The sequence below is a fragment of the Ferrimonas aestuarii genome, assembly GCF_005116665.1.
In the GTDB taxonomy this organism is placed as follows: domain Bacteria; phylum Pseudomonadota; class Gammaproteobacteria; order Enterobacterales; family Shewanellaceae; genus Ferrimonas; species Ferrimonas aestuarii.
The window spans coordinates 62,548-84,903 of sequence record NZ_SWCJ01000013.1 but is presented as its reverse complement, the minus strand read 5'-3'; the positions used below and the strand labels follow the sequence as shown (position 1 = coordinate 84,903).

Here is a 22,356-nt window from a genome sequence, read left to right as displayed (position 1 = left end):
AAAGGTGGGTAAACAACCCAAAAGAGTAAGCGCGTCAGGCAGTCGCCCTTGGCGGGGCGTTATGGTTGGGTGATGTCAGCGTCGAACCATTTCTGTGAGATGGCTGCCAAGGTGCCGTCGGCTTTCATGGCACTCAGGGCTACGTCCACCTCATCACGCAGTTTGACTTGCTGTGGGGTGTTTAAGAACGGCATGGCATTCTCGATGGTGTCGATGGGATCGCCAGCCAGTTGAAGTGGCAGTGGCGATTCCTTAATTAGCTGAGCGGAGGAAACTCGATCCATAACAAAGGCGTCCATGCGACCGAGCGCCACGTCTTGTTCGATGTTGGTGTCGTAGGTGACGATGGTGATCGCATCGGCATTGGGTTGTTGACGCAAAATCTGCTCAAAGTTAGAGCCCAGATTTACCGCCACTTTCTTACCAGAAAGATCCGCCATCTTTTGAATGCTGTCATTACCGCGACGCACTACGATCTGAGCACCGTCGTAGACATAAGGCTGGCTGAATGCGTATTTGGCCAGACGCTCTGGGCTGATGGTGATCTGGTTAGAGATGGTGTCGACGCGGCCGGTCTCCAGCATGCCAAACAGGCCAGAAAAGGAGGCAGTAACGAACTTTACTTCGTAATCATTGCGCTTGGCGATCTCATTCCATACGTCCACTTCGAAGCCTTGCAGCTGATCGTTTTTAGAAAACGTGAATGGAAAATAGCGACCACTCATGCCCACTTTGACCTCTTGGGCTGCTTGGGCGAATGTGGCAAACATGGATAGGGTGGCAGTGATTACCGCTGCCTTGGTTAGCATGGACAACATACCTATGCTCCTAGAAATCTCAGAATTAGGAGGATTATGGGAGCAAAGGCGCTGATCTCTATATATCCAATCGATATTCCTTATATTCTTTTTAGTTATATAGCCGTTATGACTTTTACTAGTAGTTGAATTTACTGAAATAAGGCGCTGGTTGGTAACAGGAGCCGCTTTGTTTTATTGTAGATTTTTACGTCAATACAGGGAGAGGGTGATGATTCGTTTGGCTGTGATTTCAGCGGCACTGTTGTTAAGTGGCTGTAATGTGAATACCACATTCAATAAACCTTACGCGACCGAGGAGCCAACGGTGGCCACCCAAACCGTACCAGCAAAGAGTGAGCAGAAGCTGGCTCAGGGTGATGCCATGCCAAAGCCTGAGCGGCTGAGTAAGGCACCGATCTTCATTCCAAAGGTGGAAGTAGAAACCTTGATGGGGGTGGATGCCCAAGGACGATTGTTGCTTAAGTTAGCCGGGGGCAAAGTGACACCGGTGACCATTCGCGGACTGGCTCTTCCCGCCAGTCCTGGTGCCTGTAATGACGAGAAGAATGCCGTGCGTGCCTTGCAGTTTTGGTTAGGGCAGCAGCAGTGGCAACTGATAGAAGTGACTGCAGGCAGTGGCGGCGGCTATCAAGCCAGTGGGGAGTTGCTGACACAGGGGCAGTCTCAGTCGCTGCGAGAGCAGCTGTTGGCCGAAGAGCTAGCCAAGCCCCTAGGCACCGCTTGGTGCCGCTAGTTCGGGGCGGTTGACCTTTCGTACTCATTTTTGTGCTGGAACTGGGTTGCTGTGGTTTGGATTTTCTCGCCAACGATAAGCAACCCTTAGGCCTGCTGGGGCAAAGTAAAGCGGAACTCGGTTCCCTGTTGCACTTGGCTGCGAACTTCGATGACGGCCTTGTGAAGTTCGAGCAATCGTTTGGTGATGGCAAGCCCTAAACCAGAGTGCGCACTGTCACCGCGAATGCTGTTGGCGGCTTTGAAGTGGGCGTCGAAGATGTGGGGCAGGTCTGCGGCGGGAATGCCGATGCCACTGTCTGCGACCGAAACCTCCAGCCCTTGCTCTACGGCATTGAAGCGAATGCAGATGCTGTCACCGGCATCGCAGTGGCGCAGAGCATTGTCGACGAGGTTGGTAAATACCCGCTCCAGCTTTTCGATGTCGGCCATCACCATCATGGAGCCATTTTTTGGGTGCAGATCCAGCAGCACCTGTTTATCACTGGCGGCCGGCTGATATTTTTGCAGTACATCCTGAACCAGCTCGGCGATGTTCACTAGCTCAATCTGCAGTGGTACTTGAGCGCTCTCGAGCCGAGCTAACTCCATCAGCTGTTCCACCATTTTGTGAATTTTTCCTGCGTTTTGATGGGCGATCTCAACGTAGGCTGGATCTGGCTGTTGCCCCTGTTTGTGTTGCAGCAACCAGGTTTCCAAGTAGCCCTGAAGGGAGGCCAGAGGTGTGCGAATGTCGTGGCTCACGTGGGCCAGCAATTCGCGGCGCATCTCATCCACCGATTTCACCTTTTGATACTGCTGTTGCAGTTTGAGCGACAGGGCATCAAAGGCGGTGTGAATCTGATGAATTTCGGTGGCGCTGCTGTAGGCGGAATCTTTCAGTGGTAACTGGCCTGAGAACCCCTGAGTTTGCCTGTGTTCAATGTCCCCAGCTAAGCGCTGCAATGGTCGTGTTAACCAAGAGAACAGTCCGAGGCTGGTGAGCAGCAGAAACCCTGCGGTGGCAGCAATAACTAAGGTGGCCCACGTTAGCCAAGAGTGGTCATTCACTTGCGCTAACATCGAATCGTAGATTTCACCGTTAATGATGATGTAGAGGTAGCCCTGCAGATTGCCATCGAGTATTACCGGTGCCACGGAGAAGATCTTGGTGCGATCGAGTGAGCGCGGATCCGGGCCTTTCAGGGGCAGTTTTCCCGGTTGGGATAGCGCTTCGTGAATGGCGGTTAGGGGAATTCTCAAGCGCTTTATTTTGTCTGCGGGGGCTGAGTAGTTAAGTAGGGCGCCATCTGGGGAGAGCAGGTAGAATTCAAACCCTTTTCCCAGAATCATCATATTGTGAAAGGCGCGTTCAACGGCGGCTGGATCCGGTTCACCGGCCTTAAACAGTGGCCCTTCATGAACGATGTGCTCGGCCAAGGAGAAGTGCAGTCTTTGGGTGACCTCATCTTCAAATTCATGGTGCAATTGACCGCTGGCCCACACTAGGATCACGGCGAGCGTCAGGAAGCTTAACAGCTGAACCAGTGCCAGCCTTGAGAACAGTGAGTTAAATTTTGTCATTGAATTTATACCCTACGCCCCACACCGTCAGCACCAGTTTTGGATTGGCGGGGTCCCGTTCCAATTTGGCCCGTAAGCGGTTGATGTGTGAGTTTACCGTGTGCTGATAGCCGTTATGTTGATAGCCCCAAACGGCCTCAAGCAGTTGTTCGCGCTTAAACACACGCCCTGGTCGCTGAGCCAGATACCACAGCAGATCGAACTCGGTTGAGGTCAGGTCGATGTGGTCACCATTGAGCTGGGTTGAACGTTTTTCAGGATCAAGGCGCAGCGGACCTAATTGCACACTTTGGGTATCGACCGGCTGTGCCAGCAGTTGCGATCGCCTCAGGTGTGACTTTACTCTGGCCTGCAGCTCTCGAACACTAAAGGGTTTGGTCATGTAGTCATCGGCGCCAGATTCCAGCCCCACCACACGATCGATCTCAGAGGTGCGCGCCGTCAGCATCAATATGGGCGTAATGCAGCCCTCCTGCCGCAGGGATTGGCAGATACTGAGGCCATCCATACTGGGCAGCATTAGATCCAGAACGATCAGATCAAATTGGCCGGTTTTGGCCAGTTGATAACCCTGCCGACCGTCTCGGCATCGACGCACCTGGTGGTTGTTGGCTTCCAGTTGCATCGATACCAAGGCGTTGATGTCGGCATCGTCTTCAATCACTAATAGTGTGGCCATCGCTCTTCCTCTCAGCATTTTTTTACTGACAATGCTGAGTAGACCGAGCTTACTGCTGACGTATTACAGACAATCTTGCTACAGGGGCGTCAAATTTATGGGTACCGTCCAGAGCGGACTCCCCATAGCCATCTTGATTGCCCACCACACCTGGGTGTCTGGCTACGTAGTCAACGTCATCACGCATGGCATCAAACCCTGCGCCACCGCCTGCAGGCCCAGGAATGGTTGCCGCCAACTCGCTGTTACCTTCAGTACCAGCATCATAAACAGGCAGGTTGATGGTTAGGCTATCGCCGACGGCTAAACCGGACAGATCCAGATTATTGATGCCTGCAAAGGCGTCATTGGTGTTGACCAGCATACCGGCGCCGGTGAGCTTAATGTCACTCAACTGGTCGGCATACACCGTGAGTGTGACGCTATCGCTAGCACCAGGACCAACAATGCCATCGCCACTGGCTGAGTAGTAGGCACCTTGGGACTTGGCCATTGCCAGCCATTCACTGCCATTGCCAGCTTCAGCCAGCTGCTCTAAGCCAACGCTGGCGGCTTGGCCAAAGCTCCATCCAGAAGCGCTGCCATCATGGAGGTAAGCGGCCAGAGGCGAGAGTGGCTGGGCTGCCGTGAGGTTGCTGATGGTAACAGTAAACTCTGCTGTGGCCCTTGGCTCAGGGTTGGGAGCTGGGCTATTGTCGTCATCGTCGTCACAACCTGCGAGCATCAAGGCCGTGAGACCGATAAGAGCGTAATGTGCTTTCATGATGGCCCCCTTATTCTACGGTGATGGTGACGCGGGCTACCGGGTTTAACCAGCGATGGATGCGGCTGTCGACGTCACTCATGCCACCGGTCGCATTGGTATCACCTAGGTTGCCTCGGTGAATGTGCACCATCTGGTTTGGCTCGGTAGTGGCTGCGCCCGTACCGCCAGTGCCACCGCCTGTACCAGGAATGGCTGGCATACCTGGGGTACCCGGTGCGCCACCGGCACCAGCAACCAGTAGCTCGTCGTTGACTTCGGTACCCGCGTCGTAGGCATTCAAGTTGATGGTGTAAGTTCCTGCGGCTTCTGGGATTGGCCAGCTGTCCACGCCGACAAAGCCATCGTTACTGGGCAGAATCATTGCAGTAATCGACAGTACCGAGCCCATCTCTACGTTTTCAAGTACCGCGCTGGTGCTGGCAGCTGGTGCCAGTAGCCCTTCAGCTGGGTTGGCGGCTGATACCGCGTTGATGGAGTTGGCAATGGTCATTAGGCCAGAAATGTCACCGCCTTCTGCCATGGTTTGAAGCTCCGGAGAGGCGGCCTGCCCTGATTGAAACAGGTGGTAATCGCTGCTGTGGGCCGTCATCAGCAGAGGCGTGAAATAGATGCCTTGAGTTAGGTTTGTCATCTCGATGGTGACGGTTTGTGCCTGGATCATTGGGGCGGCAAGTAGGGTTGCCAGTGCCAGAGGTTTTAAGTTCATGATGTGCCATCTCCTTTTTTGAAGTCTTTGCAGTTTAGAGAGGGAATATCCACTGGCGATCACGAGTTTGTCACAAATTTATCACATCTGTTTTTTGACCTATTTTGCCCTTGAATGAGTGGTTTATTACCTTGATTCATTACAAAACTTTGAATTGAGTTTTTGCTCTAATCTGACGGTGGTTGACCGTGTTCTGTAGGTTTCAACCGGATTTTAAGATGCGAAGATACTCAGTCGAGGTTTATAAATAAAAGTTTGAGCTAAATTGTATTTTTACCAAAAAATGGGTAGGTAGTTAGTCATAAACGTGGGACAGGTAACATTCGTTTCAGTTATTCGGGCGTAGAGTAAAGTTGATCATAAATTTGGGAGTTTTTGTTATGGATCAGCACGCCGACTCGGCACTGAGATCCAGTCACTGGACATCGCCTGTTCACGCCCGGTTCCGTCAGCGCGACCAAGCGCTACTGAAATTAGGGGAAGCGTTAGTTAAGGAACAGGGCTTGGTTTCGTTCCGCTTCTCGGAATTGGCACCACGGGCTGGGTGTAGCGCAGGTACGCTATACAAGCATTTCAACTGTAAAGAAGACCTGCTTGTGGCCATCTTTGCGAAACACATAGAGCTTCTTACTGAGCGTCAACCTGAGCTTATCAGCGCAGAGTTGAGTCATGCGGAGCGTCTATTGGCCTTGCACCTTTATGGCGCACTGGCGATGAAGCACAGCTGCTGGAGCTTGGGCTTTAACGCCTTGGCTGGCGTTGATGGCATCATTGAACGTGTCAGTGACTATCGCCTGCAAGAGATGCAGATGTTTATTGAACAGACTCACTCAACCTCTAAACGAGTGATGGAATCAGCTCGCATTGAAAGTGAACTGACCATTACCGATGCCGAGGTGCAAGTGGCGCATCTGACTTTGGTTGCGTGCCAGCGTGGTGCCATGACCATGATTGGCAATCCGCTAATGGGAACTCGTTTGAATATCGATGACTCGCAGACTCTGTATCAGAGTTTGTCGATGGTGATCAGCAGTTTGAACTGGAAGCACCCACTGACCACCGACTCACAGCAGCGAATTTTCAGCTTAGTTGAGCAGCAACTGCAAGTGCTTGAGCAAGAGCACGAATTGGGCATTAGCCTCTAGGCTTTTACCCATCTTACTCTCAAGGGAGTTGAGGCTTGGCCTCGCGCCCTTGGGCACTTCCCCCTCTTCATACTCTTTTCAATATTAGGCTGCGTGCCGACCACTACGGTTCAAGTTGGCTGCAAACTCAGGTCGGCTGGCCAGCAGGTGTTCTCGTTGCTGCTCTGTTAGCTGCTCTTCCGGCAGTCGTAGGACTTTACGGGTGATATGACGTCGCGCCAGGGCGGCAATCTTGACTGGTGCTACCGTGCCTTCGATGGCGTACTCTTCGCTGGCACCCGCCTGAGCTAGGATGCCATGATCCAGAAGATCGGCGACGCTGTGGTGATGGATTGGCATGCGGATGCTGCTTTTTCCCTGCAGGATAAACTCTCTGAGTACGGCTCGCTCGCCATGATCCAAGGCGCCAATTTTCTCCTGAATGCGCTGTTTCATCGTTCCCTGCTGGCGCTCTTCCAGCATTTTGCTAAGACCTAGCCTGATGCCTAAAGAGAGTAAATACCCCACACAAGCCATGGCCACTAGGCCAATCGAGGCGGCATGCTGTTCAATCCATTGTTGCAGAAACAGCGACTGTGCCATCCTGAGTGGCAGCATCAGCAAAGCCAGACTTGTGACCAGCAGCCACAGCACCAGTTTATGTAGAGTGGTGGCTTGCTTGAAAAGATTCAGCGGGAAATGCCAGCGATTCATCAGTCAGTTCTCGTGTCAGGTTGTTGGCGCTAAAGGAGTTAACCGCAATTATATGCAGGTTTAGTACCAAGCTAACACCACCAATGGTGCGTTAGCTCTCTCCAGCTTCTAAGGCTGTGACACTGATACCATTTTCAGCGCTGACCTTGGAGGGGCCGAACTCTCGCTCAGTGGTGAGAGATTGGGTGCCCATCTCAATGTGAACCTGTGGAAACAAACTGTGCAGAGCTTTGACGCAGACGTGCTCAAAATAGTGCTCAATCTGTTGCTCCGTCTCGGCGAGCAATAGCTGTGCTTCACTGAGTTTGGCGCTGTTTTGCTCCTGTGCGGTTTTAAACTGTTTTACAAGGGCTTCGCGCTGCTGCTCGGTTTTATCCGCCATGGTTGGTACTCGACTGATGGCGGTGCGCAGGTTGTAACTCTGCTTCAGGAGATCCTGAGTTTTTTGATGGTATTCCTTGGCATCCTGTCGGAGCTTGGCAATGCCGAGTCCCACCTTGAGATGGCTTTGGGTGGCGGCTCGAGCACCGATGTTCAGAGCGGTTAGGGCACCTTGAACTTGGACATGCCCCCCAACCAGATCGCCTTTTTTACCGCCATCAATGCCAACTTTGAGGTCTTGGCCGCAGACCACTTGGCAGTGGATCAGTTGGGTTTGAATGTCGATGTTGCCCTTGGCACTGATCTGCGCATATTGGGCGAAGCTCAGATGAATTTCGCCATCTGCATGCAGTTTGGTGCTTAGGCTTGCGTCTGTTTTTTGGCGTCCGATGACCCCTTTAGCGACGACGATGTCGCCCCCTGCACGCAATTCGGCATTGTCGACAAAACCGTTAACGGTGATGTCACCTTCGGCGTGAACTTTCATGTCCTCTTCGACGTTGCCCTGAACAATGACGTTGCCGTGATAATTGATGTGGCCAGTGCCCACGTTAACGTCTTGCAGGGTTAGTACTTCGACGATGTCGATGCCGGATTTGGTCTCTTTTGGTTGGCCATCAATGCTGGCGAGCAGTAAGTTTGGATCATGCTTGCTGGTTTCCGTGCCTTTGCCAACTTTCAGTTTTTTGTCTTTGCCCGCTTTGGCTTTGAGCACTTCGCCAATGACGTTGTAGCCATCAAGACCGGGCTCAGGATCGTGACGACGCAGAACTTCATCCCCAGCGTGTACCATGGGGATCTCCCCCAGATCGCGCATGTCTACTTTGCCGTTTTCGAGGATTTTGGGTTGCAATAGCCGTTCGCGGTTGAGTTTTACCAAACGTTCTAGTTGCGCGTTTCTACCGTGCTGAGGTGGTCGTCCCTTGGCGATGACGGCTTTAATTTCTTTGCCGTCTTGAATGGCTTTGGCGGCGTCTAATAGCTGTTGGATGTTGTTTTTAAGCAAGCCATTATTGATCGAGAGCTGTTGCAGCTGTTCAACGAGTTCAGAAAAACCAGAACGCTTGCCACCTTGAGGCGCGGTGATGATCGCTTCCACCTGCATTTTGTCCGTGGACAGTTTCAAGCTGCATGAGCCATCAACTTGTTCGGCAATGGGAATACGTTGGGTTTGGCCCTTATTGGCACCACCTGCTTGGCGCTTTAATAGCTGCAGCGCTTTCATGACCTCATGTTCGAGGAAAGCGAATTGCCGGTATGGGGAGCGAACCAATAGCTCTTTGATCTGATCTAGGGTCACCTCTACATGGTGTTCTGGGATCAAATCAATGCATAACTTTTGATTTTCCTTATCAAAATAGAGCAGCTCGAAATCTAACATTGCGCCTTGCTTATTGTTTAAATGGCGAACAATGAGTATATCTTAATTGCTTTAAGATTAAATAGTTAATGATTTCTTCTGCTTAAGTTGGAGGAAAATGCTGAATTTGTGATGAGAGATATTTTATGCACTCGTCGAGTGGTTTTTTTCGAATGCGATTGGTCTTGTCAATGCGGGAGGGCTGCCAAGTAGAAGCAAATTCAAGACGAAAAAAAACCTCGACCTAAGGTCGAGGTTTTCAAAATCTTGGTGCAGATGGAGAGACTTGAACTCTCACGTCCTTTCGAACACTAGCACCTGAAGCTAGCGCGTCTACCAATTCCGCCACATCTGCGAATGATTTTTTAATATGGTGCGGGAGGAGAGACTTGAACTCTCACACCTTGCGATACTAGAACCTAAATCTAGCGCGTCTACCAATTCCGCCACTCCCGCATAGAGTGGTGCAGATGGAGAGACTTGAACTCTCACGTCCTTGCGGACACTAGCACCTGAAGCTAGCGCGTCTACCAATTCCGCCACATCTGCACTTAAGCTGTATCGATGAGTGGTGCAGAAGGAGAGACTTGAACTCTCACGTCCTTGCGGACACTAGCACCTGAAGCTAGCGCGTCTACCAATTCCGCCACTTCTGCTCTGCAAATACTCATCGGTACGGAGGCGCATTATAGAGAGATTCCGTTTCCCGTCAACTGCAATGTTCAAAACATTTTGCGACAGTCCAAAAAATCATCCACTGTGAGGAGGATTCTTCTGTTTTTGGTGATTTTTAATTCAATTGGTTGCGCCAACGGCCATCAGCTTCGGTTTTGATCGAAATACAACTTAAATTTGTTGTCCTGAGCCAATAGGTTTACTCGGCCAAAGGCCTTGTTCATGGCTTCACCGTAAGGCAGGTGGTGGTTAGCGACAAACAGCAGTGTGCCTCCAGGCTTTAGGTGCAGCTTGGCATTGGCAATAAAGCGCTCGGTGGTATCAAGCGTCTGCTTACCTACGTGATGGAAAGGCGGGTTGGAGATAATAAAGTCGAATTTCCCCTCAACCTCACTGAAACCGTCGGAAGCATAGACCTTAGCCTGTAAGCCATTTGCCTGCAGAGTAGCTTGGCTGCACTCAAGGGCGAAGGCGTTGATGTCGAGCATTTCCACATCGGTGTCTGGATGGGCTTGTTTGATGCTGGCACCGATAATCCCTGCGCCGCAGCCAAAATCGAGTATGCGACCGGAGAGAGGCGGCAGATGTTCAAGCAGTAATCGGGTGCCATGATCCAGGCTGCCTTCACTGAATACGCCCGGAAGACCGGCGAGATTCAGAGAGCCTTGAGGTGTGCTGATGGTGGTCGAGGAGGCGGCCAGTGCCGGGGTGGAAATACGCTGGCTCAGTCCAAACAGCAGTTGGCAGTGGGCACCACTGGCGTATTTACTGGCGTTTTCATAAAACTCGCCCATCTGCTTCAGCGCACTTTTAATGCCACCTTTATTGTCGCCAACAATGTAGGTGGGGGTGTGTTGTGGCAGCACACTGGCTAACCACTGCATGAGCTGTTTTGCCAGAGGTTTGGTTGACGGCAGATAGAGCACGGCAGCATCGATGGCAGCAAGCTTGTCAAGCTGTGGCTGACAGCCGAAATGAACCTCGAAGCCCGACTGAGTCAGTTGCCGGCTAATCAAAAAGTCGTGACTGACCAGAGTCAGCTGTTTCCCATCCTGGTTTAACACCGAAGCCAATGAGTCGGCCATTGGGTTAACAATCAGTAGATTTCGACCAAGTTCGTCGCGATGTTTGTCGAGCAAACGGCTGGGATTCAATAGATTCATAAGATGGGAAAAGTACCTGATTGATGGATTGTGGACCGACCATGGTGGATGGTGCTCGTGGAAATGGCATTAATAATCCACCGAACTTAGCCACAGAGTGTTGAGTCATCTGAAAATTATATCAAATCCTGCCTGACTCAGAAAATTGCTGTTCTACACTTGAATTGATACCCAATGAGGAGTTGGTGTGAGGGGCTGGGGATGCATAAGTTGCGACGGAGCGACTCAATGGAAGGTAAAGGGAGGCAGGGAGAATGATGGATGGAAAGCCCGCAAGAACGCTGCCTTTTGTTAGCCTTAAGTGGAAATTTGTTATCGCGTTGATCGTGATGATGACGGTGCTTTCTGTCTTATTAGGCCGTCTTGCGTTGGATCGGTTTGAGCAGCAGCGGGCGATCATGCTGGAGCAAAAAGTGGCGTTTATTCGCCAAGATTACCAGCAGACGCTGGCCCACGTGGAGCGCCGATTGCTGGTGATCGCCTCGGAGTTGTCTCACACCCATTCAGTGTCAGCGGATGCCTCCATTCAAACTCAAATAGAGCAGCATTGGCGTGACTCGCAACAAGATTGGGGTCTTGTGGGGCTGTCCCTGTATGACGTTCAGGGAAATATTGCGTTTCGCTTAGGGGCGCATCCTCTGCCTGCAGATAATTGGTTAGCGCAGCTGCAGACCGAGGGACAGCACCTATGGCGTCAGCGTTGTCGCCAGGCTTGTGTAATGGATCTTGCGACAACGGTTCGTATCGAATCGCAACCTTATCTGTTGGTGCTGGTCGCTCCGTTAATGGAGGTGCTATCGACCCTAAACCAAAATCATAATGTTGAGCTGGCGGTGCTGGGACAGGCTCATCCAAGCACTCTGAATCCTTGGGGGCGCACCATACTGAGCCTTACCAACCGTGATACCAACTACCGCACCTTGATTGCCGCATCCCGTAACTCCAGTTTCGAACAGTTCTCCGAATCGCCGGCTCAACTGGCGCTTGGGACGAACAACTGGAGTTTTTTCAGTTGGCCTTTGGATGACTTTCATCAGCTGCTGCTGTTTTTCGACAGCAGCGGCATGGAAGAAAACCAGCGGGTCTATTTCAATGATCTGGTGTTGTTTACCTTGGTCAGTGTGCTCGGCACCACCTTCATTTTCAGTTTGCTGTTTTGGCCGCCACTGGCTCGGGTGCAGCAACTGCAAAAACTGTTGCCATTGATGGCTCGGGGTGAGTATGGGCAGATCATCGACAAGATTCACAAGCCTCGATGGGGCTTTGTGGACGAGGTTGATAAGCTGGAATGGGCGACTGAGAGTACGGTGAAGCAGCTGCAAAAACTCCATGAAGAGGTGGACCGCTATACCCATGAGCTGGAGCGGTTGGCGATGATGGACACTCTGACCGGGTTGCCAAATCGCACCATGATGCATCATGAGTTGAGTAAGTCTCTGAGTAGCCTTGGGCGAACTGATGAGAAGATCGCGTTGCTGTTTCTTGACCTGGATGAGTTTAAGCGCATTAACGACACTCTAGGCCACGATGTAGGGGATGAGCTGCTGAAAACCGTGGCCAATCGCCTTAAGAAAAGCGTGCGCTCCATGGATACCGTGTGCCGCTTGGGCGGGGATGAATTTACCGTGATTGTTCGTGGCCTTGGGGAAGGCTCGAATATCCATCGAATCATCCATCAGATCTTTGTTTCGCTGCAGCAGCCGGTTCAGCTTGGCCGCCACACTCTGATTGTTACCACCAGCATCGGAGTGGTGTTCTGTGATAACCCAATGCTGCGTCCGGAGGAGCTGCTGAAGCGAGCGGATTTGGCTATGTATCAAGCCAAGCAGGCGGGCCGTTCTAATTATCGGGTGTTCGATGAGCAGATGTTGGAGCTGGCCAGCAGAAAGTTGATGTTAGAAGCGGATCTGCGGGTGGCACTGGAGGAGGGCCAAATATCCGTGAGTCTGCAGCCCATTGTTTCCATCAAAGATCAAAAAGTGGTTGGCTTTGAGTCTTTGGTGCGTTGGTATCATCCGAGCCGTGGTTTGCTGATGCCAACGGAGTTCATTCGTGACCTCGAGGGGAGCAATGAGCTGCTGACTCTAAGTGATTGGGTGCTCAAGAAGAGTCTGAATTTGATGCAGAAGCTGACTAAGATCTCCGGCACTCAGGATTTCTATGTGGCGGTGAACCTATCTCCCCATCAGTATCTGCACAGTGGGCTTGGGGAACGCATTGAATCTTTATTGAATGATCTGCAAGTCCCTCCCAGCCGATTGTTGCTGGAGTTAACTGAAGAGAGCCTGATTAAGAATCTGGATCAGGCGCTGTCGACCATGGAGCGTTTAAAAGGCATGGGCGTAAAAGTGGCCATTGATGATTTTGGCACCGGCTACTCTTCGTTGAGTTATCTCAAGCAGCTGCCCTTCGACATTCTGAAGATTGACCGCAGTTTTGTGCGTGATTTAGACAGCTCTGATGTTGACCGCAATATCGTGAATTCGGTGATCGATCTGGCTCATAACCTCAATCGTAGTGTCATCGCCGAAGGGGTAGAGAGCCATGATCAATTGCAGTATCTGCTGAAAGCCGGCTGTGATTATGCCCAGGGCTATGTGTATTCGCCGGCATTGGATGAGCAGCAGGCGGTTGAATTGATTAGGCAACTTGGCCCCGATCTCAACTGGGCTCGCATTGAATCGATCCAGTCTATCTTTCACCCTTTAAGTGGCAACCGCAGCTAAAGCCGGTCCAAATAGAAAGCCGCCACTGGTTTCGCAATCAGTGGCGGCTTTTTTATGAACTTAAAGGCGTGATTAGCCTTTCAGGCGGGCTTCCACGGCGTCGAACAGCATCTTGGTGATGTCCACATCGAAGGCCGCTTCAATTTCGCGGATGCAGGTTGGGCTGGTGACGTTGATCTCGGTAACGCGATCGCCGATCACATCCAGACCTACAAAAATCAGGCCGCGACGTTTCAGCTCAGGGCCGATGGCGCGGGCGATGGCCCAGTCGCTGTCAGTCAGTGGGCGGGCTTCACCACGACCACCGGCGGCCAGGTTGCCGCGAGTCTCTTTTCCTTGAGGAATTCGGGCTAGGCAGTAAGGAACCGGTTCACCATCGATGATCAAAATGCGCTTGTCGCCATCTTTGATTGCAGGCAGGTAGTTCTGCACCATGGTGTATTGAGTGCCGAGGTTGGTCAGGGTTTCAATAATAACGCCGAGGTTATCTCCTTCCGGTTTAACGCGAAAGATGGAGGCGCCGCCCATGCCATCAAGAGGCTTGATGATGATGTCGCCGTGCTTGTCGTGAAACTCTCGAATCTTATCGCTACGACGAGTCACCAGCGTATCGGCGGTGTAATCGCTGAACCAAGCGGTAAACAGCTTCTCGTTGCAATCACGCAGGCTTTGAGGCTTGTTGACGATCAGCGTTCCTTGCTCTTCTGCGCGCTCCAGCATGTAGGTGGCGTAGATGAACTCGGTGTCGAACGGTGGATCTTTGCGCATCAGAATGACGTCAAGATCCGCCAGTGGGCGTTCCTTTTTGTCACTTAATTGATAGTGGTTGCCCAACTCGTTTTGCACGCTCAGGCTCTGCATGCGAGCCTTGGCTTGTCCCTGTTCCATATAGAGATCGTTCATCTCCATATAATACAGTTCGTATCCACGGCTTTGAGCCGCCATCAGCATGGCAAAACTGCTGTCTTTCTTGATGTTGATGTCCGCAATGGGGTCCATCACTATGCCAAGTTTGATCATCTCGGTTCTCCTTTAGCCCAGATCGCCAAAGCGGGTCTGTAGGGCCGTAATGGCGGTCAGGGAGGCGGTCTCGGTACGCAGTACTCGAGGGCCTAATAATATGTCGACGAACTCTGCGTCACGGCCTGCTTGAATCTCTTCCGGGCTTAGTCCACCCTCGGGACCGATGAGTAGCCGAGCTTTGGTCATGGGTTCAGGCAGAGTTTGGATGCTGTAGTGCGCCCTTGGGTGCAGATTCAACTTGGTGGCGTCGGTTGCTTCTGTCATCCACTGCTGAAGTTTCATCACCGGGCGGATCAGTGGGACTCGATTGCGGCCGCACTGTTCACAGGCGGCGATGGCAATCTTCTGCCACTGAGCCAGTTTTTTATCCAAGCGATCACCCTGCAGTTTGACGCCACAGCGCTCAGACCACAGTGGGGTGATGGTATTAACCCCAAGCTCCACCGATTTTTGGATGGTGAATTCCATCTTATCACCGCGGGAGATCACCTGACCTAGGTGCAGATCCAGCGGCGATTCGTTGTCGACGCGTTGTTGGTCTAGCACTTTGACTTCGACCTGTTTTTTGCTGGCACTGATGATCTCGGCGGGGTATTGATTGCCGTCGCCGTTGAACAACTCCAGCGCTTGACCCTCCTGCATACGCAGTACTCGGCCAACGTGGTTAGCGCCGTCTTCATCGAGAAGTCGTTGGCTGCCGACGATCAGGTCGCCGGGCTGATAAATTCTAGGGACTCGCATGAGGCTCCGCTTATTAACACTGTGAGGCTACAAAAGGATTGGGCCATCCTTGCCGTTTTTCAACCAGCTTGTGTCTTTGACACTCCTGCTCGGTAGCGGGATAGAGCCGATTCCAACTTTGCATCAGCTTTAATTGAGATCCAGATAGCTTAACCTGATATTGCTGCTGCATATAGAGGTAGGTGCGGGCTATTTGGCCCCGACTGGCTTGCGGAGGCTGTACTTGGCGGCCTTTAAAGTCCACCAGCATCTGGCATTGACCATACTGGAATGGCTTCAGTCCAATGTCGGTAAAACGGAAGTTGCTGCGGTCGCCATTGACCTCACCGATGGCGGGCACCAGATTGTGCATGTCCGATTCCATCTTTTTAAATTGTGGATCCTTGCGGCAGTTCTTGCGACCACCCTGCTGCCAACATTGCAGTTGGTGGCCAAAATTCCAAGCGGGCACGACGTGCTCCCACTCGATGCGCTGAGCCCGCTTTGGCTGCTTTCGAACTTCATAGCCACAGCTATTGAGATCCGGAATCAACTTTTTACCGGAATAGGTAAAATCACAGCCGCAATAGAAGCTGGTCTGCGGCAACTCTTTGTAGATCTCGCGCAACTGCTTTTTGGCGTTATTGAAGGAGATTGGTGTTGCCACTGCGGCAGCACTCAATGACAGGCTAACTAGCCAAACCCAAAGTTTCATGGTGTTCTCGGTTGTTGTTATAGCGATTTTTTAGAATGTGTGGTGTTAGTCGGCAACGGCCATCAGGGTGTCACCGCAGCGTCGACATTGATACTGAACTTGGCCTCGTCGCACCTTGTTGTGGCGGCGAATGCTCAAATTGTGAGATTGACAGCCACAGCGATAGGCAAACTGGCGCTGCTGCACTGAGCTGACGTCAAACTGGTGTTTGGTTTTGGGCTCGACCTGAAAGATCTGCCACATGATCCCCTGCCACTCGCGGCCATGGGGGCGAACGCGACCATAAAGCTGCCAAGTCAGCAGGTGAGCCACTTCGTGGGGAACCACTTCGTTGATGAACGCCTCAAGGTTTTGCTCTAGCAGTACCGGATTAAAACGCAGCTTGTTTTGTTGCAGGTGCGCGGCGCCAGCGCTTTGTCCCCGAAGAGCAAAGCTAATCTCTGGCCGTGGAAAGGCGCGTTGTAGTTGCGATTCTGCCAGCTGATAACAGGCTTCGACTTTCCGCTGGACTTGGGTTTGGGTCATACGAGGTGTTCTAATTCGGTACCGCAATGATTACAGAAGTGGGCGTCGTGGTCGTGCCCGGTTCGATCGCAATTTTCGCAGCGTCGGAGGTCGCGGCGCAAGTTCATTTCCTGGTGAATTTGCGCGGTAAAAATACCGGTTGGCACCGCAATAACCGAATAACCGATGATCATGGTGAATGCCGCTACGAATTGCCCTAAAACGGTATGGGGACTGATGTCACCATAACCCACGGTAGTGATGGTGACAATGGCCCAATAGATGCCGGTTGGGATGCTGGTAAAGCCGTTTTTCGGCCCTTCGATGGCGTACATGATGGAGCCCATGATGCAGGCCAGCAGCAGTACAAACACAAAGAACACGGTGATCTTGCGCAGTGAGCCTTTGATGGAGCGCCATAACATGTTGGCTTCCGCCAAGTAGCGCATCGCCTTAACGATCCGAAATACCCGCATTACGCGCACCAATCTGAGCGCCAGCAGATATTGGCTGCCGGGAATCAGTAGGGCTAAGTAGGTGGGCAAAATGGCCAGCAGGTCGACGATGCCATAGAAGCTTTTGGCGTAGTGCAGTGGTTTTGGTGAAACCCAAAGCCTTACCAGATATTCGATGCTGAACAGTATGGTAAAGCCCCACTCAATGGCGAAGAAGATATCGCCATAGTCCGCCTTCAAAGGCTCGATGGAGTCCAGCATTACTACGATGACGCTGATGACAATAAGCCCAAGCAGGAGCAGATCAAATCGTTTACCGTTTGGCGTGTCAGTGCCGAAAATAACGTCAAAAATCCACTCTTTTACGCTGTTGTATTGCATGGGCTTAGTCTCGTTTCAAACTCAAAGGGCGGTGATGGCTTGAGCCAGCATGGCTTCAATTTGGGCCACAATATCTCTAGCGGTGTCCGCTTCATACTGGGCGATGCGAGGGGTGTGGATGTGGCCCAGAGGCACCGTTGAGCCCAGCAGATTGGCCAAGCGAATACTGCGGTAGCTAATTTCGTTGGAGAGGTAGCCGCCGCCTGAGCCCTGTACGGAGGTCTGCCCTTGCAGTTCCAATAGGTTATTGGCGGCAAATTTGCCTTGTTCTAGCGTTTGTACCTGATGGTTATCATTGATCTCCCAGCGGCCAATGACGCGCTGCATCGCCTCCACAGGCAATGAAAACTCCACAAACTCAGGCCCTTGCAGTGGCTTGCTTTCCAGTTGTGGCGTGATTGGGTTTTGGGCATTGGCGCCGGTGAGGATATTACGGTTTCCTGGGGCGGTGGCACTGCGGTTTAGTCCAGGAAAGCGCTCAAGGTCGAAATCGCTGCGTCCCATGGATACGGTGGTGATAAGGTCCACCGAATTGGTACTGAGATAAGGGCTTAATATGGACTCGATAAGACCATCGTCGAAATCCTCGAATCGTACCGGAATCATCACCGTCTGAATTTCAGCGGTCTTGCCGTTGAGCTCGATCACTTTGCCATCCAGTGCCAATGCAGCCAGTCCTGAAGGGTTGGATTGGTCGATGTGTCGGTCGAGCAGGAAGGGGTCAAAGCCGGTGAGCAAAATCTTAAAATCGGTGTGTTGCGTAAAGGCCAGATCGCTGATGCCTCGAGAGCTCAGTTCAAAGGCGTTTAGCGCCATGCGTCTTTGTATCGGCGAAGCTCTAAATTGAGGCGATTGCTGCTTTAGTTCACCACGAAGGGCGAGACGGCTCCAATAAAGAGGGCGGTCGTCCCAGTGTTGCTGCTGGACCCAAGTCACAGCCTCTTTCCATAGGCGATTGCCTTCGGCGTCTGCGTGAGCCAAATACGCCTGTTCATTCATGCTGGAGTTGATGGCGGAGAGGGCATCAATGCGTTCGGTGGTAAACGGATGCAACAGGTGGGGCAACTGCTGCTTAATTTGAGGAACTCGGAGTTCTTCGGCATCAAGACCCAAAGCCTGACGAGGTTGAGCGTTGCCAAGGCTAGTGCAGGACAGTGTGATAAGGCCAACGAATAGGCTAACGAGAGGCGACAACCGCATGGGATCTCCAAAGTTATGATTTTTGACTGTTGTTATGGCCTCAAGCTTAACGGATTGCTCTAAAACGAAAAAGCCCCGGCGTGAGCCAGGGCTTTGTCTCGATTCTGTCAGACCTTATAGGCCAGCGTCGGCGCGCAGCGCTTCGGCTTTGTCGGTTTGCTCCCAAGGGAACGGGGCGCGGCTAAAGTGACTGTACGCTGCGCTGTTGGGTGATGTTGCGTAGATTGGACGCTGTGGTTTATTTCGAACAGAGTCTAAAACGAAAAAGCCCCGGCGTGAGCCAGGGCTTAGTTTCGATTCTGTCAGACCTTATAGGCCAGCGTCGGCGCGCAGCGCTTCGGCTTTGTCGGTTTGCTCCCAAGGGAATTCAACGCGACCGAAGTGACCGTACGCTGCAGTCGGCGCGTAGATTGGACGCTCCAGCTTCAGCATTTCGATCAGGCCGTATGGGCGCAGGTCGAAGTGACGACGTACCAGTTCGATCAGCTTCTCTTCTGGCAGTTTGCCGGTGCCGAAGGTTTCGATGCTGATGGAGGTTGGCTCTGCGACACCGATGGCGTAGGAAACCTGAATTTCGCAGCGATCGGCTAGGCCAGCGGCAACGATGTTCTTGGCAACGTAGCGAGTGGCGTAGGCTGCAGAACGGTCTACTTTCGATGGATCTTTACCGGAGAAAGCACCGCCACCGTGACGTGCCATGCCGCCGTAGGTATCAACGATGATCTTACGACCAGTCAGGCCACAGTCACCCATTGGGCCACCGATAACGAAACGACCGGTAGGGTTGATGTGGAACTTGGTGTCTTTAGTGATCCACTCGGTAGGCAGTACCGGCTTGATGATGGTGTCCATCACGCCGTCACGCAGATCCGCAGTGGAAACGCTGTCGCAGTGCTGAGTAGACAGTACTACCGCATCGATGCCGGCAACGGTGCCATCGGCATTGTAGGCGAAGGTTACCTGAGACTTGGCATCTGGGCGCAGCCAAGGCAGAGTGCCGTTCTTACGAACTTCTGCTTGACGCTTTACCAAACGGTGAGAGTAGGTGATAGGCGCAGGCATCAGTACGTCAGTTTCGTTGCTGGCGTAGCCAAACATCAGACCTTGGTCACCAGCACCTTGCTCGCGAGGGTCAGCTTTATCTACACCTTGGTTGATGTCTGGAGACTGCTTACCGATGGCAGACAGAACCGCACAGGAGTTGGCGTCAAAACCCATGTCAGAGTGGGTGTAACCGATATCACGGATGGTTTGACGGGTTACTTCTTCGATATCAACCCAAGCGGAAGTGGTGATCTCGCCACCCACCATGACCATGCCGGTTTTAACATAGGTTTCGCAGGCTACGCGAGCTTTGGCATCTTGAGCCAGAATGGCATCCAATACGGCATCAGAGATCTGATCCGCGATTTTATCCGGATGGCCTTCAGAGACAGACTCTGAGGTAAATAGGTGACGTGCCATGGCAATCAACTCTCACATTAAATTTGGGAATAGGGTGACTACTTGCAGTTGTTAACAAGTAGACGCATCTACATCTAGACGGCTATTTTATGTATTTGCGATGCAAAATCCAGTGAAGCAGAGCATATTTTTTGCTGTAAGCCGAATTGGTTAGCCCTAATTTAGGCTAGAAAGCCCATTTAAGCGTTAGCGAATCACCACCAATCTCGGTGTTTTTGGGCATCCAAACTGATAGAGCGACAGAACTTCGCTCTAAAATCGAACTAATTTTCTGTGAGTTAGGTTTTTTTCCGGTAATGATTTGCGTCGGGCGGTGCAAACGGCGAAAATATGCACCCTCTTATTTAGACTATAACCACTAGAGATAAGCTGGAGCCAAAATGTCTTCTCGCAAAGAGCTTGCCAACGCTATCCGTGCCCTATCCATGGATGCTGTTCAACAGGCCAATTCTGGCCACCCTGGTGCCCCAATGGGGATGGCCGACATCGCCGAAGTCCTGTGGCGTGATTTCCTAAAGCACAACCCTGGCAACCCAGAATGGGCTGACCGTGACCGCTTTATTCTGTCTAACGGCCACGGCTCCATGCTGTTGTATTCTCTGCTGCATCTTAGCGGTTATGATCTGTCTATCGACGATCTGAAAAATTTCCGTCAGCTGCACTCTCGCACTCCGGGTCACCCAGAATATGGTTACGCCCCTGGTGTTGAAACCACCACTGGTCCTTTGGGTCAGGGCATCACCAATGGCGTAGGTATGGCACTGGCTGAAAAAGTGCTGGCGTCTCAGTTTAACCGTGATGGCCACGACATCGTTGATCACCACACCTATGTATTTATGGGTGACGGCTGCTTGATGGAAGGCATCTCTCACGAAGCTTGCTCTCTGGCGGGCACTTTGAAGCTGGGCAAACTGATCGCGTTCTGGGATGACAACGGCATCTCCATCGACGGTGAAGTGGAAGGTTGGTTTAGCGATGACACCCCAGCTCGTTTTGAGTCTTACGGTTGGCACGTTATCCGTGACATCGACGGTCACGATGCTGACGCCATCAAAGCAGCCATTGAAGCGGCAAAAGCGGAAAGCGACAAGCCTACTCTGCTGTGTACCCGCACCGTAATTGGTTTTGGTTCTCCAAACAAATCTGGCTCTCACGACTGCCACGGTGCCCCTCTTGGTCACGATGAAATTGCTGCTGCCCGTGAATTCCTGGGTTGGCCACACGCGCCGTTTGAGATCCCAGCTGACGTTAAGCAAGCGTGGGACGGTAACGAAGCTGGCGCTGCCAAAGAAGCAGACTGGAACACCCGTTTTGACGCCTACGCCGCTGCTCACCCAGAGCTGGCTGCAGAGCTGAAGCGTCGTCTGGCTGGCGACATGCCTGCAGACTGGGACGCTAAGGTGACTGAGTACATTGCTGATCTGCAAGCGAACTCCACCAAGGTTGCGACTCGTAAAGCGTCTCAGAACTGCCTGAACACGTTCGGCCCGATGCTGCCAGAATTCCTAGGTGGCTCTGCTGATTTGGCGCCATCTAACCTGACCATCTGGAGTGGCTCTAAGTCCATTACTCCAGAAGATGCTTCTGGCAACTACGTTCACTACGGTGTGCGTGAGTTTGGTATGAGCGCTATCATGAATGGCGTGACTCTGCACGGCGGCTTTAAGCCATACGGCGCGACCTTCCTGATGTTCATGGAATACGCCCGCAATGCCGTACGCATGGCATCGCTGATGAAGCAGCCTTCTATCTTTGTTTATACTCACGACTCTATCGGTCTGGGTGAAGATGGCCCGACTCACCAGCCGGTTGAGCAGATTGCATCTTTGCGTATGACGCCAAACATGAGCACTTGGCGTCCATGTGACTCCGTTGAGTCTGCCTACGCGTGGAAGCACGCGGTTGAGCGTAAAGATGGCCCAACTTCTCTGATCTTCTCTCGCCAAGGCCTAGCGCCAATGGCTCGTGATGCGGAGCAGTTGGCTAACGTTGCCAAAGGCGGTTATGTACTGAAAGACAGCGCAGGTACTCCAGAGCTGGTTCTGATCGCCACTGGCTCCGAAGTTGAGCTGGCAATGGGCGCTGCGGCTGAGTTGGAAGCACAGGGCAAAGCGGTTCGCGTGGTTTCCATGCCTGCTACTGATGTATTCGAAGCCCAAAGCGCAGAGTACAAAGAGTCGGTATTGCCAGCCGCTGTGACTAAGCGCGTCGCTATCGAAGCGGGTATTGCTGACTACTGGTACAAGTACGTTGGCCTGAACGGCAAGATCGTTGGCATGACCACCTTCGGTGAGTCTGCCCCTGCAGATCAGCTGTTTGAGATGTTTGGCTTCACCACTAAGAACGTGGTTGAAGTGGCCAACTCGCTGTAATCGAAAACGGTTTTGAACAATCCCCTGCTGGTCAGGGGATTTTTTTTGGCTTTTTTTCGCCTCAGGCTGGCGGTGGTATCAGCCCCTTCTACACTTTTTACTCTTTGTGGTA

19 protein-coding genes and 4 tRNA genes are annotated in these 22,356 nt (G+C 52.2%); 4 read left to right on the top strand and 19 right to left on the bottom strand.

The window, feature by feature from the left end:
- Nucleotides 1–59: 59 nt before the first annotated feature.
- On the bottom strand, nucleotides 60–818 hold the full coding sequence (locus FCL42_RS15330) for an amino acid ABC transporter substrate-binding protein (RefSeq protein WP_205729277.1): 759 nt from the start codon (nucleotides 816–818) through the stop codon (nucleotides 60–62).
- A gap of 211 nt (nucleotides 819–1,029) precedes the next feature.
- Here FCL42_RS15330 and FCL42_RS15325 point away from each other — a divergent pair, with 211 nt between their 5' ends.
- Nucleotides 1,030–1,554: a hypothetical protein gene (locus FCL42_RS15325; RefSeq protein WP_136864299.1), complete on the top strand. Its 525-nt coding sequence runs from the start codon at nucleotides 1,030–1,032 to the stop codon at nucleotides 1,552–1,554.
- Nucleotides 1,555–1,640: 86 nt separating this feature from the next.
- Here FCL42_RS15325 and FCL42_RS15320 read toward each other — a convergent pair whose 3' ends face one another.
- Genes FCL42_RS15320 through FCL42_RS15305 form a run of 4 tightly spaced genes read right to left on the bottom strand, consistent with a single transcriptional unit; the run spans nucleotide 1,641 to nucleotide 5,267 of the window.
- Nucleotides 1,641–3,116: a sensor histidine kinase gene (locus FCL42_RS15320; RefSeq protein WP_136864298.1), complete on the bottom strand. Its 1,476-nt coding sequence runs from the start codon at nucleotides 3,114–3,116 to the stop codon at nucleotides 1,641–1,643.
- Complete coding sequence (locus tag FCL42_RS15315) at nucleotides 3,103–3,795, bottom strand: response regulator transcription factor (RefSeq protein WP_136864297.1); 693 nt, start codon at nucleotides 3,793–3,795, stop codon at nucleotides 3,103–3,105. The genes FCL42_RS15320 and FCL42_RS15315 overlap by 14 nt, the downstream gene beginning before the upstream one ends.
- A 49-nt stretch (nucleotides 3,796–3,844) precedes the next feature.
- A complete protein-coding gene (locus FCL42_RS15310; protein ID WP_136864296.1) occupies nucleotides 3,845–4,558 on the bottom strand; it encodes a spondin domain-containing protein in 714 nt (237 codons plus the stop codon).
- A 10-nt stretch (nucleotides 4,559–4,568) separates the two neighbouring features.
- Nucleotides 4,569–5,267 carry a spondin domain-containing protein gene (locus FCL42_RS15305; protein ID WP_136864295.1) on the bottom strand — a complete coding sequence of 233 codons (699 nt, stop codon included), beginning with the start codon at nucleotides 5,265–5,267 and terminating at the stop codon, nucleotides 4,569–4,571.
- 380 nt (nucleotides 5,268–5,647) lie between these two features.
- On the opposite strand from FCL42_RS15305, the gene FCL42_RS15300 reads away from it, so the two are divergent.
- On the top strand, nucleotides 5,648–6,412 hold the full coding sequence (locus FCL42_RS15300) for a TetR/AcrR family transcriptional regulator (protein ID WP_136864294.1): 765 nt from the start codon (nucleotides 5,648–5,650) through the stop codon (nucleotides 6,410–6,412).
- 84 nt (nucleotides 6,413–6,496) lie between these two features.
- On the opposite strand, the gene FCL42_RS15295 is transcribed toward FCL42_RS15300, so the two are convergent.
- The 7 genes from FCL42_RS15295 to FCL42_RS15265 all read right to left on the bottom strand — a co-directional run bounded on the left by FCL42_RS15295 (nucleotide 6,497) and on the right by FCL42_RS15265 (nucleotide 10,684).
- On the bottom strand, nucleotides 6,497–7,105 hold the full coding sequence (locus FCL42_RS15295) for a superinfection exclusion B family protein (RefSeq protein WP_136864293.1): 609 nt from the start codon (nucleotides 7,103–7,105) through the stop codon (nucleotides 6,497–6,499).
- Nucleotides 7,106–7,196: 91 nt separating this feature from the next.
- A complete protein-coding gene (locus tag FCL42_RS15290) occupies nucleotides 7,197–8,867 on the bottom strand; it encodes a DUF342 domain-containing protein (RefSeq protein WP_136864292.1) in 1,671 nt (556 codons plus the stop codon).
- A gap of 247 nt (nucleotides 8,868–9,114) precedes the next feature.
- Nucleotides 9,115–9,201 (bottom strand) — tRNA-Leu (locus FCL42_RS15285).
- 16 nt (nucleotides 9,202–9,217) lie between these two features.
- A tRNA-Leu gene (locus tag FCL42_RS15280) sits at nucleotides 9,218–9,302 on the bottom strand.
- 6 nt (nucleotides 9,303–9,308) lie between these two features.
- Nucleotides 9,309–9,395, bottom strand: a tRNA-Leu gene (locus tag FCL42_RS15275).
- A gap of 20 nt (nucleotides 9,396–9,415) precedes the next feature.
- Nucleotides 9,416–9,502: transfer RNA gene (locus FCL42_RS15270), tRNA-Leu, on the bottom strand.
- 162 nt (nucleotides 9,503–9,664) lie between these two features.
- A complete protein-coding gene (locus FCL42_RS15265; RefSeq protein ID WP_136864291.1) occupies nucleotides 9,665–10,684 on the bottom strand; it encodes a methyltransferase in 1,020 nt (339 codons plus the stop codon).
- 254 nt (nucleotides 10,685–10,938) lie between these two features.
- Between FCL42_RS15265 and FCL42_RS15260 the strand changes: the two genes are divergently transcribed.
- On the top strand, nucleotides 10,939–13,410 hold the full coding sequence (locus FCL42_RS15260) for a putative bifunctional diguanylate cyclase/phosphodiesterase (protein ID WP_136864290.1): 2,472 nt from the start codon (nucleotides 10,939–10,941) through the stop codon (nucleotides 13,408–13,410).
- 72 nt (nucleotides 13,411–13,482) lie between these two features.
- On the opposite strand, the gene gshB is transcribed toward FCL42_RS15260, so the two are convergent.
- From gshB to metK, 7 genes are all read right to left on the bottom strand, one after another.
- Nucleotides 13,483–14,430, bottom strand: coding sequence for a glutathione synthase (gshB, locus tag FCL42_RS15255; protein ID WP_136864289.1), 948 nt, complete (start codon nucleotides 14,428–14,430; stop codon nucleotides 13,483–13,485).
- A gap of 12 nt (nucleotides 14,431–14,442) precedes the next feature.
- Nucleotides 14,443–15,174, bottom strand: coding sequence for a 16S rRNA (uracil(1498)-N(3))-methyltransferase (rsmE, locus tag FCL42_RS15250; protein ID WP_136864288.1), 732 nt, complete (start codon nucleotides 15,172–15,174; stop codon nucleotides 14,443–14,445).
- Between the two features lie 13 nt (nucleotides 15,175–15,187).
- Nucleotides 15,188–15,868: an endonuclease gene (locus FCL42_RS15245; RefSeq protein WP_136864287.1), complete on the bottom strand. Its 681-nt coding sequence runs from the start codon at nucleotides 15,866–15,868 to the stop codon at nucleotides 15,188–15,190.
- Nucleotides 15,869–15,913: 45 nt separating this feature from the next.
- Entirely contained in the window at nucleotides 15,914–16,393 is a 480-nt protein-coding gene (locus FCL42_RS15240; protein ID WP_136864286.1) for a SprT family zinc-dependent metalloprotease, read from the bottom strand.
- Nucleotides 16,390–17,208 (bottom strand): ion transporter, encoded by an 819-nt coding sequence (locus FCL42_RS15235; RefSeq protein WP_136864285.1) that lies wholly within the window; start codon nucleotides 17,206–17,208, stop codon nucleotides 16,390–16,392. The genes FCL42_RS15240 and FCL42_RS15235 overlap by 4 nt, the downstream gene beginning before the upstream one ends.
- A 21-nt stretch (nucleotides 17,209–17,229) precedes the next feature.
- A complete protein-coding gene (locus tag FCL42_RS15230) occupies nucleotides 17,230–18,408 on the bottom strand; it encodes a hypothetical protein (RefSeq protein ID WP_136864284.1) in 1,179 nt (392 codons plus the stop codon).
- 309 nt (nucleotides 18,409–18,717) lie between these two features.
- Nucleotides 18,718–19,872: a methionine adenosyltransferase gene (metK, locus tag FCL42_RS15225; protein ID WP_028114310.1), complete on the bottom strand. Its 1,155-nt coding sequence runs from the start codon at nucleotides 19,870–19,872 to the stop codon at nucleotides 18,718–18,720.
- A 380-nt stretch (nucleotides 19,873–20,252) separates the two neighbouring features.
- Here metK and tkt point away from each other — a divergent pair, with 380 nt between their 5' ends.
- Nucleotides 20,253–22,244 (top strand): transketolase, encoded by a 1,992-nt coding sequence (tkt, locus tag FCL42_RS15220; RefSeq protein ID WP_136864283.1) that lies wholly within the window; start codon nucleotides 20,253–20,255, stop codon nucleotides 22,242–22,244.
- The last annotated feature ends 112 nt before the right edge of the window (nucleotides 22,245–22,356 follow it).

What these genes read in the sequence shown, in the direction of transcription:
- FCL42_RS15245 (WP_136864287.1), bottom strand. Translation starts at nt 15,868, where the DNA reads ATGAAACTTTGGGTTTGGCTAGTTAGCCTGTCATTGAGTGCTGCCGCA.
- FCL42_RS15330 (WP_205729277.1), bottom strand. Translation starts at nt 818, where the DNA reads ATGTTGTCCATGCTAACCAAGGCAGCGGTAATCACTGCCACCCTATCC.
- FCL42_RS15290 (WP_136864292.1), bottom strand. Translation starts at nt 8,867, where the DNA reads ATGTTAGATTTCGAGCTGCTCTATTTTGATAAGGAAAATCAAAAGTTA.
- FCL42_RS15320 (WP_136864298.1), bottom strand. Translation starts at nt 3,116, where the DNA reads ATGACAAAATTTAACTCACTGTTCTCAAGGCTGGCACTGGTTCAGCTG.
- FCL42_RS15305 (WP_136864295.1), bottom strand. Translation starts at nt 5,267, where the DNA reads ATGAACTTAAAACCTCTGGCACTGGCAACCCTACTTGCCGCCCCAATG.
- rsmE (WP_136864288.1), bottom strand. Translation starts at nt 15,174, where the DNA reads ATGCGAGTCCCTAGAATTTATCAGCCCGGCGACCTGATCGTCGGCAGC.
- FCL42_RS15315 (WP_136864297.1), bottom strand. Translation starts at nt 3,795, where the DNA reads ATGGCCACACTATTAGTGATTGAAGACGATGCCGACATCAACGCCTTG.
- FCL42_RS15295 (WP_136864293.1), bottom strand. Translation starts at nt 7,105, where the DNA reads ATGAATCGCTGGCATTTCCCGCTGAATCTTTTCAAGCAAGCCACCACT.
- FCL42_RS15300 (WP_136864294.1), top strand. Translation starts at nt 5,648, where the DNA reads ATGGATCAGCACGCCGACTCGGCACTGAGATCCAGTCACTGGACATCG.
- FCL42_RS15265 (WP_136864291.1), bottom strand. Translation starts at nt 10,684, where the DNA reads ATGAATCTATTGAATCCCAGCCGTTTGCTCGACAAACATCGCGACGAA.
- metK (WP_028114310.1), bottom strand. Translation starts at nt 19,872, where the DNA reads ATGGCACGTCACCTATTTACCTCAGAGTCTGTCTCTGAAGGCCATCCG.
- FCL42_RS15240 (WP_136864286.1), bottom strand. Translation starts at nt 16,393, where the DNA reads ATGACCCAAACCCAAGTCCAGCGGAAAGTCGAAGCCTGTTATCAGCTG.
- gshB (WP_136864289.1), bottom strand. Translation starts at nt 14,430, where the DNA reads ATGATCAAACTTGGCATAGTGATGGACCCCATTGCGGACATCAACATC.
- FCL42_RS15235 (WP_136864285.1), bottom strand. Translation starts at nt 17,208, where the DNA reads ATGCAATACAACAGCGTAAAAGAGTGGATTTTTGACGTTATTTTCGGC.
- FCL42_RS15230 (WP_136864284.1), bottom strand. Translation starts at nt 18,408, where the DNA reads ATGCGGTTGTCGCCTCTCGTTAGCCTATTCGTTGGCCTTATCACACTG.
- FCL42_RS15325 (WP_136864299.1), top strand. Translation starts at nt 1,030, where the DNA reads ATGATTCGTTTGGCTGTGATTTCAGCGGCACTGTTGTTAAGTGGCTGT.
- FCL42_RS15310 (WP_136864296.1), bottom strand. Translation starts at nt 4,558, where the DNA reads ATGAAAGCACATTACGCTCTTATCGGTCTCACGGCCTTGATGCTCGCA.
- FCL42_RS15260 (WP_136864290.1), top strand. Translation starts at nt 10,939, where the DNA reads ATGATGGATGGAAAGCCCGCAAGAACGCTGCCTTTTGTTAGCCTTAAG.
- tkt (WP_136864283.1), top strand. Translation starts at nt 20,253, where the DNA reads ATGTCTTCTCGCAAAGAGCTTGCCAACGCTATCCGTGCCCTATCCATG.